13 protein-coding genes are annotated in these 13014 nt (G+C 65.2%); 8 read left to right on the forward strand and 5 right to left on the reverse strand.

What is annotated here, in order from left to right:
- Window positions 1–141: 141 nt before the first annotated feature.
- Window positions 142–1080, reverse strand: coding sequence for a LysR substrate-binding domain-containing protein (locus ACFSQR_RS12820; RefSeq protein ID WP_377730229.1), 939 nt, complete (start codon window positions 1078–1080; stop codon window positions 142–144).
- Between the two features lie 105 nt (window positions 1081–1185).
- On the opposite strand from ACFSQR_RS12820, the gene ACFSQR_RS12825 reads away from it, so the two are divergent.
- From ACFSQR_RS12825 to ACFSQR_RS12840, 4 genes are all read left to right on the forward strand, one after another.
- Window positions 1186–2400, forward strand: a complete 1215-nt coding sequence (locus tag ACFSQR_RS12825; RefSeq protein ID WP_377730230.1) for a urate hydroxylase PuuD — start codon at window positions 1186–1188, stop codon at window positions 2398–2400.
- Window positions 2397–3626 carry an ArgE/DapE family deacylase gene (locus ACFSQR_RS12830; RefSeq protein ID WP_377730233.1) on the forward strand — a complete coding sequence of 410 codons (1230 nt, stop codon included), beginning with the start codon at window positions 2397–2399 and terminating at the stop codon, window positions 3624–3626. The genes ACFSQR_RS12825 and ACFSQR_RS12830 overlap by 4 nt, the downstream gene beginning before the upstream one ends.
- A 96-nt stretch (window positions 3627–3722) precedes the next feature.
- A complete protein-coding gene (locus tag ACFSQR_RS12835; protein ID WP_377730235.1) occupies window positions 3723–4166 on the forward strand; it encodes a hypothetical protein in 444 nt (147 codons plus the stop codon).
- Window positions 4166–4381 carry a helix-turn-helix transcriptional regulator gene (locus ACFSQR_RS12840; protein WP_377730236.1) on the forward strand — a complete coding sequence of 72 codons (216 nt, stop codon included), beginning with the start codon at window positions 4166–4168 and terminating at the stop codon, window positions 4379–4381. The genes ACFSQR_RS12835 and ACFSQR_RS12840 overlap by 1 nt, the downstream gene beginning before the upstream one ends.
- A gap of 34 nt (window positions 4382–4415) precedes the next feature.
- Here ACFSQR_RS12840 and ACFSQR_RS12845 read toward each other — a convergent pair whose 3' ends face one another.
- From ACFSQR_RS12845 to ACFSQR_RS12855, 3 genes are all read right to left on the reverse strand, one after another.
- Window positions 4416–4859 (reverse strand): acetyltransferase, encoded by a 444-nt coding sequence (locus ACFSQR_RS12845; RefSeq protein WP_377730238.1) that lies wholly within the window; start codon window positions 4857–4859, stop codon window positions 4416–4418.
- 72 nt (window positions 4860–4931) lie between these two features.
- Window positions 4932–7289 (reverse strand): prolyl oligopeptidase family serine peptidase, encoded by a 2358-nt coding sequence (locus ACFSQR_RS12850; RefSeq protein WP_377730240.1) that lies wholly within the window; start codon window positions 7287–7289, stop codon window positions 4932–4934.
- A gap of 114 nt (window positions 7290–7403) precedes the next feature.
- Complete coding sequence (locus ACFSQR_RS12855; RefSeq protein ID WP_377730242.1) at window positions 7404–7964, reverse strand: hypothetical protein; 561 nt, start codon at window positions 7962–7964, stop codon at window positions 7404–7406.
- Window positions 7965–8044: 80 nt separating this feature from the next.
- Here ACFSQR_RS12855 and ACFSQR_RS12860 point away from each other — a divergent pair, with 80 nt between their 5' ends.
- From ACFSQR_RS12860 to ACFSQR_RS12875, 4 genes are all read left to right on the forward strand, one after another.
- Complete coding sequence (locus tag ACFSQR_RS12860) at window positions 8045–8401, forward strand: winged helix-turn-helix domain-containing protein (protein ID WP_377730244.1); 357 nt, start codon at window positions 8045–8047, stop codon at window positions 8399–8401.
- A gap of 263 nt (window positions 8402–8664) precedes the next feature.
- Window positions 8665–9366 (forward strand): RNA polymerase sigma factor, encoded by a 702-nt coding sequence (locus ACFSQR_RS12865; RefSeq protein ID WP_377730246.1) that lies wholly within the window; start codon window positions 8665–8667, stop codon window positions 9364–9366.
- A 48-nt stretch (window positions 9367–9414) separates the two neighbouring features.
- Entirely contained in the window at window positions 9415–9927 is a 513-nt protein-coding gene (locus tag ACFSQR_RS12870) for a DUF4142 domain-containing protein (protein WP_377730248.1), read from the forward strand.
- Between the two features lie 8 nt (window positions 9928–9935).
- Window positions 9936–10247: a cupredoxin family copper-binding protein gene (locus ACFSQR_RS12875; RefSeq protein WP_377730249.1), complete on the forward strand. Its 312-nt coding sequence runs from the start codon at window positions 9936–9938 to the stop codon at window positions 10245–10247.
- Window positions 10248–10368: 121 nt separating this feature from the next.
- Here the strand turns inward: ACFSQR_RS12875 and ACFSQR_RS12880 are convergent, their stop codons facing one another.
- Window positions 10369–12900: a sulfatase-like hydrolase/transferase gene (locus ACFSQR_RS12880; RefSeq protein ID WP_377730250.1), complete on the reverse strand. Its 2532-nt coding sequence runs from the start codon at window positions 12898–12900 to the stop codon at window positions 10369–10371.
- Window positions 12901–13014: the final 114 nt, after the last annotated feature.

The raw sequence follows: 13014 nt of genomic DNA on the forward strand, positions 1-13014 counted from the left end.
CTGACCCACAGGCTCGCAGCCTTAAGCACCATCGGTGTGACTCTGCCCGACCGGAAAAACAGCAGAAGTATCTGCCGAATTGCAGGCGGTATCAATATACGAGGCACCAGGGGGAAGCCGTGCCTGACCCCGAGGGTGGTGTTACGGCTGGGTAAGGGCGGCGGCGGTTGCGCTGACCTGGTCGCGCAGCCATTTGTGCTCGGGCGCGGAATGCACGCGCTCGTGCCACAGCTGGTAGAAGCGCATCGGCGGGAATTTGACCGGCACGGCGAAGGTCTTGAGCGGCAGCGTTTTTTCGTAGGAGCGGATGAACTGGCGGCCGGTCGTCAGCACGAGGTTGGTCTGGGTCAGCATGTGCGGGATCAGGCCGAAGTAGGCCGATTCGACGGCGACGTTGCGGCGCAGCCCCTGGCGCTCGAGGAAGGTGTCGATGACGCCATGGTAGCCCGGCAAAATCTGCGACGGGGCGACGTGCGGCAGCGACAGGTAGTCGGACAGCGTCATGGCGTCGGCTTTGGTGCGCCGCGCGTACGGGCAGTCGGCGCGCATGGTGCAGACGATCGGGTCTTCGAACAGCTTGGAGATGTGCAGGTGCGCCGGCGGCTCGTCCCAGTTGGCGATGACGAGATCGAGTTCGCCGTCCGAGAGCATGCGGTTGTAGTCGACGCCCGGTCCCAGCGAGTGGATGACGATGCGGCTGCGCGGCGATCCGCGCCGTAACGCGGCAACCACGTTGGGCAGGAATTGGCTGTCCAGGTAGTCCGGCGCGGCGATGTGGAAGCTGCGCTCTTCTTCTTCCGGCACAAATGGCGTCTTTTTGACGAACAGCGCTTCGGTCTCGTCGAGGATGCGCTTGGCCGGCTTGAGCAGGCTCTCGCCGTGCTGCGTCGGCACCATGCCGCGCGCGCCGCGCACGAGCAACGGGTCGCCCGTCAGTTCGCGCAGCTTGCGCAGCGAGGCGGAGATGGAGGGCTGTGGCTGGTTCAGCTTGAGCGCGACCCGCGAGACGTTCTTCTCCACCAGCAGCAGGTACAGGATGCGGATCAGGTGCAGGTCGAGGTGCTGGGGCAGGCTGGCCATTCGAAAGATATATGAAATGCGGTATGTCGAATATACGCGATTTTTCATGTTGTGCGTCTGCCAATCGCGCTATCGTCGGAGAATTCGCTAACTCTGCCCACCCCGATGGAATACCTGATCCCCTACGCCCTGGAGTGGCTGAACCTCCTTTTCCGCTGGCTCCACATCATCACGGGCATCGCCTGGATCGGCGCGTCGTTCTATTTCGTGTGGCTCGATAATTCGATCCGCCCGCCGGCGCCCGGCTCGGACCTGGAGCAGAAGGGCGTCTCCGGCGAGCTGTGGGCAGTGCACGGCGGCGGTTTCTATAATCCGCAGAAGTACCTGGTGGCGCCGAGCCGCCTGCCCAAGGAGCTCCACTGGTTCAAGTGGGAGGCCTATTCGACCTGGCTGTCCGGCTTTGCGCTGCTGTTCATCGTCTATTACTTCAATGCGCAGGCGATGATGGTGGACCGCTCGGTCGCCGATCTCACGAGCCTGCAGGCCAACGCGATTGGCCTCGGCAGCCTGCTGGTCGGCTGGACGGTGTACGACCTGCTGTGCCGCTCCCCGCTCGGCAAGCACGACGTGGCGTTCGGCGCCGTGATCTTCGGCTTCCTGCTCGCGAGCGCCTACGTGCTCACGCATTACCTCAGCGGCCGCGCGGCCTTCATCCACGTGGGCGCGATGATCGGCACCATGATGGTCGGGAACGTGCTGATGCTGATCATTCCGGGCCAGCGCAAGATGGTCAATGCGATGATGGCCGGTGCGCAGCCGGATCCGGTACACGGCATCAAGGCCAAGCAGCGCAGCGTGCATAACAACTACTTCACGCTGCCGGTCCTGTTCATCATGATCAGCAATCACTTTGCGATGACCTACCGCCATCCGCATGCGTGGGCGATCCTGGGAACGATCATGCTGGCCGGTGTGCTGATCCGCCACTTCTTCAACCTGCGCCACAAGGGCCGCGTGGAGTGGAAGTACCCGGCGGCCGGCGTGGCGCTGCTGCTTGCGCTGGCCGTGGTGCTGGCGCCGGCCAGGCCGCAGGCAGCACAGGCTGCGAACGACAGCCGCGCGCAGTTCGCACAGGTCCGCCAGATCATCACGCAGCGCTGTGTGTCGTGCCACGCGGACCAGCCCACGCAGCCAGGTTTTGCAGCCGCGCCATCCGGTGTGATGCTGCATACGCCCGATCAGATCGCGCAGAACGCGCAGCGCATTTACCAGCAGACGGTGCAGCTCAAGGCGATGCCGCTGGCGAACCTCACCAACATGACCGATGCCGAGCGCGCACAAGTCGCCGCGTGGTACGAAGCAGGAGCGAAGCAGGAATGACGAACAAGGAACAGCTGGCGCAGTGGATCGACGCGCATTTCGATGAGGAGGTCGCGTTCCTCCAGGACGTGATCCGCATCCCGACCGATACGCCGCCGGGGAACAACGCGCCGCACGCGGAGGCGGTCGCCGGGATGGTCGAGGCCTTCGGCTGGAGCGCGGAGCGGCACGCGGTGCCGCAGCAGGAGGTGCGCGACTACGGCATGGAGAGCATCACGAACCTGATCATCCGCCGGCCCTATGATGCCGGCGGCCCGACCATCGCCCTCAACGCTCACGGCGATGTGGTGCCGCCTGGCGAAGGCTGGACCAGGCCGCCATACGGGGGCGTGGTGGAAGACGGCTACATCTACGGCCGCGCCGCAGCGGTATCCAAGTGCGATTTCGCGACCTATATCTTTGCGGTGCGCGCGCTGGAGGCGCTCGGCGTGCCGCTGCGCGGCGGCGTGGAACTGCACTTCACCTACGATGAGGAATTCGGCGGCCTGCTGGGCCCCGGTTGGCTGCTGTCGCACAAGCTGACGCGGCCCGATTTCGTCATCGCCGCCGGCTTCAGCTACAACATCGTCACCGCGCACAACGCATGCCTGCAACTGGAGATCATGGTGAACGGCAAGTCCGGCCACGGTGCGATGCCGGAGACGGGCCACGACGCGCTGCAGGCGGCCACCAGGATCCTCAACGCGATCTACGACGAGCTGCCCAGGCTGAAGAAGATCAAGTCCGGCGTACCCGGCATCGATTCGCCGACCATGCTGGTGGGGCGCATCGACGGCGGCACCAACACCAATGTGGTCCCGGGCAAAGTGGTCATGAAGATGGACCGCCGCATGATCCCGGAAGAGGATCCGGTGCAGGTGGAGGCGCACGTGCGCGCGCTGATCGAGAACGCGGTCCAGGGCCTGCCCGGTATTTCGGTCGAGATCCGGCGGCTGCTGCTGTCGCATGCGCTGCGGCCCTTGCCGGGACAGGAGCAGCTGGTCGCGCGCCTGCAGCAGAACGGGCGCGATGTGATTGGCGAGGAGATCACGGCGCAAGGCACACCGCTGTATGCGGACGCGCGCCTGTACGGAGAGGCCGGCATCCCTGCGGTGCTGTATGGCGCCGGTCCGCGCACGGTGCCGGAGTCGAACGCGAAGAAGGCCGACGAGAAGCTGGCGCTGGAAGACTTGCGCAAGGCGACCAAGGTGGTCGCGCTGACGCTCTACGATTTCCTCACCGCTTAGCCGGGAAGGGACGGGCTTCTTAATGTAACCGATGGGTTGCATTATGGGTTGCATGTGTTACACTGGGTGCTCATTCAAACCACTCAGGGGTGTGCCATGCAGTCCAGTAAAGCCAACGTATCCGAAGCCCTCGTCAGCTATTCGCATCGCAGCCTGTGGATCGCGCTCACCTTCATCCTGGTGCTCGGCGTGACGGCGGTGGCGCTGGCCATCCACCCTGGATCGAAGATCACCGGGAACGTGGCGGCGCTGCTGCCGCTCGCCATCGTGTTCGCTGCAGTGGGATTGCGCTCGCGCGGCGGCAAGCTGGCGGCGCAGCACCCCGCCGCGATGAAGGCGATCCGCGACGACGAGCTGCGCCAGCACAGCCTCAGCCTCTCGTACCGCAACGGGCTGCTGGCGGTGCTCGTGGTGCAGCCCGTGCTGGCGTTCGCGCTGGCGTCCTTCCCTGCGTCCTATCCGTTGGTGGTGATGGCCGCGGTGAGCGTGACGACCGGCGCGGCCGTGGTGCTTGCCAGCCTGCTGGCCTACGACCGGTGATGGAAGAGCGCCTGTCCACCACGCTGAAGGTCCAGCGTGCGATGCGCGACCTGACCCAGGCCGACCTGGCCGATATGGTGGGCGTGACGCGCAAGTCCATCAATGCGATCGAAGCCGGGCGCATGGTGCCGTCCACGGTACTGGCGCTGAAACTGGCGCAGGTGCTCGGCACCCGCGTCGAAGAGCTGTTCAGGCTCGAACCCGCTGGCGACTAGCCGCGCCGCTCTCCGCGCACGCGAAGGATGACAGTCAGCCGGCGCCCATCGCCATGTGCAGCAGCGGATACGGCCTGCCGTCCCCGTCGAGCGCGGAGCGGCCCGTGTCATGGAATCCCATCTTGCGGTAGAAGCCCACAGCCTGGGCGTTCTGCTCGTTGACGTCCACCGTCAGCGGACCGCACCTTGCGCGCGCATGCGCCAGCAGTGTCTTGCCGATGCCTTTGCCGCGCACATCCGGATCGACGAACAGCGCGTCCACATGGCTGCCGGTCAGGCCCATGAAGCCGACAGGTACGGCCGCGTCATCGCACGCCACCCACAGCGGCGCCTGCGGGATGTACGCCTCGGCCACGATCCGTTCGATCTCCCTGAAATGCTCCGGCGAGAGGAAGTCATGCGTGGCCAGCACCGACCGTCGCCAGATGTCCACCAGCGCTGCCACATCGCCAGCATGCGACGCTCTTACCTGCACCATTGCGAACCCTCCTGAAAACACTGTCCTCATAAAAAAACCGCCCCGGTCAGGGGGCGGTTTCGCTGTCGCTGATTACTGCTTGAGCGTGCGCTCGAACAGCTGGTAGATGCGGCGGTACTGGTCATACCAGCTCTCCGGCTGCGTGAACGCGTGGCGCTCCAGCGGGTAGCTTGCCATTTCCCAGTTGTCCTTCTTCAGCTCGATTAGGCGCTGCGCGATGCGCACCGAGTCCTGGTAGAACACGTTGTCGTCCACCATGCCGTGCGAGATCAGCAGGTGGCCCTTGAGGTTCTGCGCATACTCGATCGGCGAAGACTTCTTGTACGCCTCCGGATCGATGTCCGGGGTGTTGAGGATGTTGGCGGTGTAGCCGTGGTTGTAGGTGGTCCAGTCGGTGACGGGACGCAGCGCAGCGCCGGCCTTGAACATCTCCGGTTCGCGCATCAGCGCCATAAAGGTCAGGAAGCCGCCGTAGCTGCCGCCGTACATGCCGACGTTCTTCGGGTCGCCCTGGTGGTTGGCGACCAGCCACTTGGTGCCATCGACGTAATCTTCCAGCTCAGGATGGCCCATCTGGCGGTAGATGGCGGTACGCCACTTGCTGCCGTAGCCTTTCGAGGCGCGGTAGTCCAGGTCGAGGACGATGTAACCCTTCTGCACCAGCAGGTTGTGGAACATCTGCTCGCGGAAGTAGTTCGGGTAGCGCTTGCTCACGTTCTGCAGGTAGCCGGCGCCGTGCACGAACAGGACGATCGGGTAGGTCTTGCCCGCTTCCATATTGGCTGGCTTGTACAGCTTGCCCCACACGGGGTCGCCGCCGGCCGACGACGGCACCTGGACGTACTGCGGCTGCACCCATTCGCGCGCCTTGTACTCGGCGGTGCGGGTGTCGGTCAGCTGGGTCGCCTTGCCGCCGTGGCTAGGCTGCGTGGCGATCTGCACCGGCATGTACGACGAGGAGAAGGCGACCAGCAGCTTGCGCTCGTCCGGCGACAGGGCGAAGCGCTCGACGCCGCCATTCATCGCGGTCACTTCCCGTACGTTGGCATCCCGGGCGGTGACTTCGCACACCTCGTAGGTGGCCGGGTCCTTGCGGTTGCAGACGAACCAGGCGGACGAGCCGTCGGCGGCCCAGCGCACGCCGGTCGCTTCCCACTTGCCGGAGGTGAGGGCGCGCGCGCGGCCGCTGTTGTGGGTGTAGAGGTGGGAGTAGCCGCTTTCCTCCGACAGGTACCACAGGGTCTGGTTGTCGGGCATCCAGCCGAAGTCGGACTCGCCGCTCCAGTTGACCCACGCGTTGTCGGTGAGGCGGTGTACCGGCTTCAGCGCGCCGGCTGCAGTGTCGACGGTCGCGATCCAGCGGTCCTTGTTGTCCACCGAGCGCACCATGACGGCGACGTTCTCGCCGTTGGCAGCCCAGGTGATGGCGTCGCCGTTGTCTTCGATGCGCACCGCGCGGTTGCCCTTGAGCGGATCCATCTTCTGTGCCTTGCGCAGTTGCGCCAGCGGGTCTTCGCCGATGCCCGGCAGGACGTCGTACGACAGGTCGCGCACTTTGCCGGTTGCCAGTTCCACCAGCTTGATGGTGTGCGGCGCAGGCATGTTGCGGCCGACGCGGGTGCGCTGGTCGTCGAATTCCTCGTAGCCCGATTCGGTCACGTAGCGCGGCATTTTGCCGACGCGGCCCATGTCGCCGGACTTCGGCGCGGTCACCAGCAGCAGCCATTTGCCGTTCGGGGACAGGGAGCTGGCCTGGATCACGACCTTGTCGCCGAGGTAGATCGGGGCCGGCGCGCGCGTCGGGTCGGCCTGGCGCTCCTGCTCGCTGCGCGCGCGCAGGGCGTCGCGCTCGTCCTTCTGGCGCTGGAGGGTCTGGATCAGGCGCAGCTGCATGGCGCGCAGCGCGTCGTCATCCGGCGCTGCGGCCGGGTCCTTGGTCGCGCGCGGCATCGCCAGCGGCGCGGTGATGCGCTCGGCGCGGTCCCAGCTGTACCAGTCGTGGCCCAGGCGGAACTGGATCGCCTTGCCGTCGGCGGAGTATTGGGGCAGCGCGCGCACGGAAGCGCCGCGGGTCAGCTGCACCAGGCGGCCGGTCTTCAGGTCGCGCTCGAACAGGTCGCCGTTGCGCACCATCGCGGCGCGCGTGCGCTCGCGGTTGAAGATGACCAGGTTGCTGTCCATGTCGGCCAGTTCGCTGTCCGAGACCAGGCGCGGCTTGCCGTTGCTGACCACCCAGGTGTCGCGCAGCGGCGAACCGGCGCGCTTCTGCTTGTAATAGATGGCGCGGCTGTCCAGCCCCCACCATGCGTTTTCGACAGGCGCGCCGATCCAGTCCGGGTCGGCCATGGCCTGGTCCAGCGTGATCGGCGTGGAAGCGGCAGCAGGCAGGGCCAGCGCTGCGGCGAGCAGTGCGATTGAGATCTTGTACATATATCCGAGAGTGATATGGCTGGGTGGAGACGAAGCATTCTAGCCGAGTTCTTGGCAGCAATACACCATGGAAAATGTGCTGCGTCGGCGTTTTCCCGACACCGTAATCGCGCGTCAGCGCTTGCGCCTTCCCAGCGTCAGCAGCGCCTTCGCGGCGTACAGGACGATCAGCGTGCCGGCCAGGTCGCCGGCGAACATCGCGCCCAGGCCCTGCAGCAGGTCGACGTCGTCGCCGTGCATGGCAAACCAGAGGTGGTGCAGCAGGGGGCTGGCCAGCGAGTACGCGATCGCGCACAACAGCAGCCGGCGCGGGGTCAGGTTCGCCAGCGACGGCTTGATGCCGAACCAGGCCTGGGCGCCGCGGTAGCACAGGTAGGGCGCGGCCGCGGCGACGATGCCGCCCACGAACGAGCGCAGGTAATCGTCGGGGAACAGCCAGAAGAAGCAGACGATCCAGGATGCGAGCAGGATGCCGACGGCCCCTGCTTCCGCGAACAGCAGGAGGGCGAGCAGGCGTACGCCCGCGGGCAGGTAGATCCAGTTGATGCCGGGGCCGAACTCGAGGGTCGCGAACAGCAGTTCATTCAATGCCAGCGTGCCGATGAAGATCACGACCGTAAACAGCACCATCGCCACTTCAAAGCGGGTCTGGTGCTCAGGCGCTGGCTGGGACATGAATACTTCCTCTAATTTTGGGCACGCACAGCATAGCCGAAAAGCTTCCGGATTAAAAAAATAATGGTATAAAGCTGCCCATGACACGCCGTTCCCGTCCTGCCGATATCTACGTGCGCTTCCTCCAGTTGACCGAAGCGCTGCGCGGCCTGCCCGCATTGCCCGCGCTCGATCCGCTCGAAGAGCGCATCCTCGCGCTGGTCGCCCGGGCCGGCCAGGAGCAGACGCGCCTGTCGGTGCGCGACCTGATGGCGGTGAGCGAATTCGGTGCGCCTGCCACCGTCCATTCGCGCCTGAAGTCGATGCGCGAGAAGGGCTGGGTCACGCTGACCGATACCGACGATGCGCGCCGCAAGCAGGTCGAGCTGACGCCTGCCGCGCTGTCGCACTTCGACCGCCTGTCCACCTGCCTGCTCAAGGCTGCCAACGGCCAGTAGCGCCGGGGACTGTCCCCTGCAGGCCGCTGAGCGGGTAGTACCGTCCCCTGATCCTTTAGTCCGCATCCCTCCCGCCCATGGTCGACCAGGGCATCGTTCACGCGTCTTTTGGCGGAATCCGCCATAAATGTGGCGATTCCGCCAAATCCGGCTGACAAGCCGGGGACCGCCCCTTCTTCGCACGCGCTCAAAGTTTTTTCGCTTTTTTGGGAACGCGCGCATCATTCCGTTCATCCAATGGTTCGATGACACAAGGACAAGCCATGCTTCCAGCCTCCGCCACACCCGCCCAGCCCCTCTCGGACCAGGACCTCGCCGCCGCCGTCTGTGCGCGCATGCCCGGCGCATTCGAGATGCTGATGCGCCGCTACAACCGCGTGCTGTTCCGCGCCGCGCGCAGCATCCTGCGCGACGACACCGAGGCCCAGGACGTGCTGCAGGAGACCTACCTGCAGGCCTACCGCCATCTGCACGCGTTCCGCGGCGATGCCACCCTGCGCACCTGGCTGACCCGCATCGTGGTGAACGAGGCGATCGCGCGCTCGCGCAAGCTGGCGCGCAGGGCGGAAGTGATCGACCTTCACGCCAGCGGCGACGAACAGGACCAGGGAGCCAGCATGCAGGACCAGCCATCGCACGACGGACCGGAACAGCAGGCGCAGCGCGCCCAGTTCCGCCTCCTGCTGGAGCGCCAGATCGACCGGCTGCCGGAATCGTTCCGCACGGTGTTCATGCTGCGCGCCGTCGAAGAGCTGGGCGCGCAGGAAGTCGCGGCCATCCTCGACATTCCGGAGGCGACCGTGCGCACGCGCTTCTTCCGCGCCCGCAGCATGCTGCGCGAGGCGCTCCAGCGCGAGTTCGATTTTGCCGTCGAAGACGCATTCGGCTTCGATGGCGCCCGCTGCGACCGTATCGTGGCCGGCACGCTGGCTGCGCTGGCGCGCGACGGGCAAGGTGACGCGTAAGGGCATGTCGCCCGTGCGCCTTTCAACATGGAGAAGGAGACTTTGATAATGAAACCGGCAATCCTCATTGCAGCGCTGGCACTCGCCCTCGGCGGAACCGCCCATGCACAGGCCCCGAACGACGCCGAGATCGCGGCGATCGTCGTCGCGGCGAACACCGTCGATATCAACGCGGGCCAGCTCGCCAGGAAGAAGGGCTCGACCAAGGCGGTGCGCGACTTCGGCCAGCGCATGGTCACCGACCATACCGGCGTCAACGAACAGGCGGCCGCACTGGTGAAGAAGCTCGGCGTCACGCCGCAGGACAATGCCACCAGCAACTCGCTGACAGACGGCGGCCGCGCCACCATGGACAAGCTGAACAAGCTAAGCGGCGCGCACTTCGACAAGGCCTATGTTGATAACGAGGTCACCTACCACCAGGCGGTGCTGGACACGATCGACAAGACGCTGATCCCGAACGCGAAGAACGCGGAGCTCAAGGCGCTGATCGTGAAGGTGCGTCCTGCCATCGACGCCCACCTGCAGCATGCGAAGCACATGCAGTCGTCCATGAAGTAAGGGCGGTCATGCGCGCGCACTCCCTGCTCCTGCTGGCGCTGATGCATGTGTGCGCGCCGGTCGCCGCCGGCGAGCGGCACATGATCGTCATCGACGCGATGGAGTTCAAGCCCCGCACGTTGTCCGTGCGGGCGGGCGACACCGTGACGTTCACCAACAAGGATCCGTTCCCGCACACGGCAGCCTCGGTCAAGCCGGCGTTCAGTTCACCCGAGATCCGCAGCGGCAAATCGTGGTCGATGGTCGTGCGGGGGAAGGGCGACGTCGACTACATCTGCACCCTGCATCCCACGATGAAGGCCCGCCTCACCATCCGCTAGCACCAAAATGGGGACAGACCCCATTTCCACCACCAAAATGGGGACAGACCCCATTTTCCGCGGCATCCGACGATAACAAAATGGGGTCTGTCCCCATTTTGGAAATGGGGTCTGTCCCCATTTATTCAGAGGCGCCGACGGCAGTCTGGGCGGGGCGCTCGACTACGCCCAGGATCGTCATCGCGTAGCGTTCCGACATGGCGGCCGAGTAGCCGGCCGGCGCTACGTTCCAGGTATTCCACCGGAACGACCTCGCGGCCGTGAGGGCGCCGATCGCTGGCGCTGCCTCGTGATCGAAACCGATGTCGGTGAACAGCTTGCTGCGGCTGGCCGCTTCGAGATCCTCGCGCAGGCCGGCGCAGACCGGGGCGTCGGCAGACTTGCGGTCCGCCGCGACGGCGCGCGCACAAGGCAAGGCGTCCGTGTCGTCCACGCGGTACAGGGTCGCTACGCCCATCCCCACGAGCCTGGCCGAGCAGGCCTTGAGTTCAGGCGCATTCGCATGCGAGCCGGCCGGGAAATCGACGAGGATCGACTTGCCCGGTTTTCCTTCCTGCTCCAGCTGGGTGGCCAGCGTGTCGCACGAGGCGCCGCTGCGCAGCTCCGGCGCGCGGATCCACAAGCCCATGCGGTTCATGCCGATCACCTTCAGCACGTCCTTGAGGCGCACGCCAGTGTCCTTGCCGTCCGCGCTGGTGATCGTCAGCTTGCCGTCGCCGTTCGCTGCCACGGTGATCTCGATGCAGCTTGCCACCATCCGGCTCCTCACCAGCTTGTCGATGGTGTCGACGCCGGGAACGCACACGCGGCTCGCGCCATTGGCTTTGTTCTTTGACGCGGTGTACAGGCGCGTCGCATCGTCGCTGTGATCGACTGCATGTGCGGCGGCCGGTGCGGCGGCGCCGGCCGGGTTGATGTTCACATAGGTCACGCCGGTGGCGGTTTCGCGCACCACGATCGGTGGATGCCGGACATGTTCGCCGATCACCGGCATTTCAATGAGCTTGCCGCGCTGGTCGGGGCGGATCCGGATATCGGCGAGATCCAGCAGGGTGGAGGGCAGCTGCTCGAGGGTGGCGTCGCGGCCCGCTGCCGCAAGCGCGCGGTACTTGCGGTATGCAGCGGGCATGCGCGCACGCGCGGCATCGTTGAAGTAGACCATGAACGGAATGCGCGCCATCTCGTGGATGAACTGCGACGAATCGTGCGCGCGGCCCGTGTACGCGGACTCGCCGTGGTCCGCGAAATAAACGAACACGATCGGCCTGGACTGCTTGCGCACATACTCGATCGACTGCGAGACGGAGTGGTCGATGTAGCGGATGGCCGCATCATACTTCTCCACGCCGTCATGCACTGAGCCCGGCGCGTCCTTGACGGGGCCGGCGCCGAAACCATCGTCCAGGTACTTGTGGAATGCCGGCGGGATGTTCTCGAAATAGCCGCCGTGGCCGGCGTACGAATGCAGGAACGCCACCTGCGTGCGCGAGTCCGGCCCGGCGAACACCGTGTCCATCTTCTGCTGGAAGAATTCGTGGTCCCAGGGCTTGGTCAGCTTCCAGTCGTTGTTGCCGATCGCGCGGGTATTGCTGCTGTAGGTCGAGCGGGCACGCTGGAAGATGATCGACGACGCCATGTTCCATGTGCCGGTCTGCCCCTGGCTGCTGGTGAGCGTGGTAGCGATGCGGTTTTTCACCAGCAGGTCGACGATGGAAAGCCGTTTGCGCTTTTCGATGGGCAGGTAGTACTCGTTGCGGTCGATGCCGAACGACAGCGCTTCCAGCAGCGATGGGCTGGTGTGGCTGTGCGTCGAGAACACGTTGTGGAAGACCAGCAGGTTGCTGTCGGTGTCGCGCAGCTTCTGCAGCTTTGGCGTGGTGTCGCGCGGGTATCCGTAGATGCCCATGTTCATGGCGGCGGTCGACTCGCCAACGTACACCAGCAGGTCCACGCCTTTGTCGCCCGGGACCAGGACCGGCGCCGCGTGCTGGAAGTTCTTCATCGTTCCCGAATACGCCTGGGTGTTCTCCATGAAGAGTTTCACGGCATTGCTGAGGGACTGATAGAGCGCCGTCCCGATCAATACCACGGCCAGCGCAAGTTTGAGGTGGGAGTATAAGCGCGCCGTGATCGGCAGCTGACGCAACAGGTAGCGCAGCGCCAGGTAGCTGGCCACGCCGGCGGCCATGTAATACCCCATGACTTCCCAGTCGAAGCCGGAGGTGATCGTCGCGCCCAGCGTCTCGAGCCAGAAGCGGGCTTCTGCCAGGTCGAAGTGCTGCGCTTCCGACAGCGAGTCGCCGCCCAGGTTGCCGACGAAGTCCATGATCGAACCATGGTAGCTGGCCCACGCCACGCCGGCGCCGAACACCAGGGGCGCCAGCAACCACCTGTTCTGGCGCAGCAGCAGGAGCGACAGGTAAGTCGTTCCGATGAAGAAGAGATATTCGCCGGAGCGCCACATCGCGATGTCTCGCACAGTGGCCGCAGGTTCCCCCAGGTAAGGCGACAGATCGATGGAGCCGGCTGCGACCAGGGCCATCGTAACCAGCATGGACAGGATCGCAATCAGGAGGGATGCCGTGTTGGCGTGACGTGCGGGCTGCGCGGTGCCTCGTCCGCGCCGCACCGGCGATGGTTTGGTCTTGCTCATTCAGAAGGGCTCAAGATTTCTACAGGGAATTACGGCAAACCTGAGATTCTAGTCCCTGCGGTGGCCATGGAGGTTGCCGGAGCGAACAAAATCTCCGGCAGCGTTGGCAGTCCA

It is taken from the genome of Pseudoduganella sp. GCM10020061, assembly GCF_042683405.1.
GTDB lineage: Bacteria > Pseudomonadota > Gammaproteobacteria > Burkholderiales > Burkholderiaceae_D > Telluria.

Coding starts and splice junctions, on each gene's coding strand:
- ACFSQR_RS12820 (WP_377730229.1), bottom strand. CDS start 1,080: ATGGCCAGCCTGCCCCAGCACCTCGACCTGCACCTGATCCGCATCCTG.
- ACFSQR_RS12825 (WP_377730230.1), top strand. CDS start 1,186: ATGGAATACCTGATCCCCTACGCCCTGGAGTGGCTGAACCTCCTTTTC.
- ACFSQR_RS12830 (WP_377730233.1), top strand. CDS start 2,397: ATGACGAACAAGGAACAGCTGGCGCAGTGGATCGACGCGCATTTCGAT.
- ACFSQR_RS12835 (WP_377730235.1), top strand. CDS start 3,723: ATGCAGTCCAGTAAAGCCAACGTATCCGAAGCCCTCGTCAGCTATTCG.
- ACFSQR_RS12840 (WP_377730236.1), top strand. CDS start 4,166: ATGGAAGAGCGCCTGTCCACCACGCTGAAGGTCCAGCGTGCGATGCGC.
- ACFSQR_RS12845 (WP_377730238.1), bottom strand. CDS start 4,859: ATGGTGCAGGTAAGAGCGTCGCATGCTGGCGATGTGGCAGCGCTGGTG.
- ACFSQR_RS12850 (WP_377730240.1), bottom strand. CDS start 7,289: ATGTACAAGATCTCAATCGCACTGCTCGCCGCAGCGCTGGCCCTGCCT.
- ACFSQR_RS12855 (WP_377730242.1), bottom strand. CDS start 7,964: ATGTCCCAGCCAGCGCCTGAGCACCAGACCCGCTTTGAAGTGGCGATG.
- ACFSQR_RS12860 (WP_377730244.1), top strand. CDS start 8,045: ATGACACGCCGTTCCCGTCCTGCCGATATCTACGTGCGCTTCCTCCAG.
- ACFSQR_RS12865 (WP_377730246.1), top strand. CDS start 8,665: ATGCTTCCAGCCTCCGCCACACCCGCCCAGCCCCTCTCGGACCAGGAC.
- ACFSQR_RS12870 (WP_377730248.1), top strand. CDS start 9,415: ATGAAACCGGCAATCCTCATTGCAGCGCTGGCACTCGCCCTCGGCGGA.
- ACFSQR_RS12875 (WP_377730249.1), top strand. CDS start 9,936: ATGCGCGCGCACTCCCTGCTCCTGCTGGCGCTGATGCATGTGTGCGCG.
- ACFSQR_RS12880 (WP_377730250.1), bottom strand. CDS start 12,900: ATGAGCAAGACCAAACCATCGCCGGTGCGGCGCGGACGAGGCACCGCG.